Consider the following 1,791-nt stretch of genomic DNA (forward strand, 5'->3'; position numbering starts at 1 on the left):
CCGCGGCTTCTTCGCCAAGGCTGTAACGCAGCATCAGTGCTGCAGAAAGGATCTGCGCAACTGGGTTAGCAATGTTTTTGCCTGCGATATCTGGTGCGCTGCCACCGGCAGGCTCGTATAGGCCGAACTTGCTTTCGTTAAGACTTGCTGAAGGCAACATGCCCATGGAGCCCGTGATCATTGCACACTCATCAGAGATGATGTCGCCAAAGATGTTTGAACATAACATGACGTCAAACTGGGCTGGGTCTTTGATTAACTGCATGGTCGCGTTGTCGATGTACATGTGAGACAACTCGACATCTGGGTAGTCTTTGGCAATCTCTTCCACAACTTCACGCCATAAGATAGAACTCTGCAGAACGTTTGCTTTGTCAATTGAGCACACTTTCTTACGACGTAGACGAGCAGATTCAAACGCGATTTTTGCAATACGTTCGATTTCGTAGCGGTGGTACACCTCGGTATCAAACGCTTTTTCGTTAGCGCCTTCACCCTCACGGCCTTTCGGTTGGCCGAAGTAGATGCCACCAGTTAATTCGCGTACGACGACAATATCAAAGCCGCGACCTGAGATGTCTGCACGTAGCGGTGAGAAAGCTTCTAGACCAGCGTGGATTTGCGCTGGACGAAGGTTACAAAACAGTTGGAAGTGCTTACGTAGTGGCAGCAATGCACCGCGCTCTGGCTGGTCGTTTGGTGGCAAATGTTCCCACTTAGGGCCACCAACCGAACCAAATAGAACCGCGTCAGACTCTTCACACGCTGTTACCGTACTTTCTGGAAGTGGGCAACCATGATTATCGATAGCGATACCACCAACATCATGTTCTTCGCGCTCAAATGAGATGCCATGTTTTTGCTCGATAGCATCCAGAACTTTAAGCGCTTGAGCCATCACTTCTGGGCCGATGCCGTCACCAGGAAGTACGGCAATTTTGTATGATTTGTCTGTCATGTTATTCCTTTAATCTTCTAATTTTTGAGCTTAATTATTTGAAATCGTGTTGTGTGTCTCTGAGCGATAAAGCTCAGCATGACTATACCGTAGCAATCTTTTTCTGCTTCATCTCGGCAATGGTGTCTGCGCGATGGATGCTGTTGATAACATGCAATAGTGCTTGACCAGAAGCTTCTACGATATCGGTTGAAACGCCCGTACCGTGGTATTTTCTACCTTTGTAGTTGGCAATGATGTCTGCTTGACCTAGACCATCCTCACCTTCACCTTTTGCGGTTAGATCGAATTTATCTAGTACGATCTCGTAACCTGTCACGCGGTAGATACATTGGTATAGCGCATCAACAGGCCCATTACCGACCGCCGCTTCACACATTTCCGCATCACCACATTGCATCTTGATGCTGGTGGTTGCCCTCACGCTGCCCGATTGCACGCTTAGGTAATTCAACTTGTAGAAGTCATCTTCTTCACGCAAGTTGGAGAAGTGCATTAGCGCTTCCAAATCGTAATCAAACACTTGGCCTTTACGGTCGGCCAGTTTCAAGAAGTCGGCGTACAGTGCGTCTAGGTTGTACTCATCTTCTTTATAACCCATGGAATCCATGTGGCTCTTCACCGCCGCTCGGCCGCTACGACTGGTTAGGTTAAGTGCTTGGTTCTTAAGACCAATCGACTCAGGCGTCATGATCTCGTAAGTGTTCTTGTTCTTTAACATGCCGTCTTGGTGGATACCTGAAGAATGGCTGAATGCATTGGCACCCACGACCGCTTTGTTGCTTTGGATCGGCATGTTGCACAGTTGACTCACCAACTTGCTAGTACGATGG

General features: G+C 48.2%; 2 protein-coding genes. Both read right to left on the minus strand.

Annotated elements, in window-relative coordinates:
• Nucleotides 1-958, minus strand: a 958-nt coding sequence (leuB, locus tag R7Q48_RS23980; protein ID WP_318132574.1) for a 3-isopropylmalate dehydrogenase, incomplete at its 3' end; no start/stop codon positions are given.
• 82 nt (nucleotides 959-1,040) lie between these two features.
• Nucleotides 1,041-1,791 (minus strand): alpha-isopropylmalate synthase regulatory domain-containing protein (locus tag R7Q48_RS23985; protein ID WP_318132575.1); only part of this gene is annotated, 751 nt, incomplete at its 5' end.

Source organism: Vibrio sp. 378, assembly GCF_033339435.1.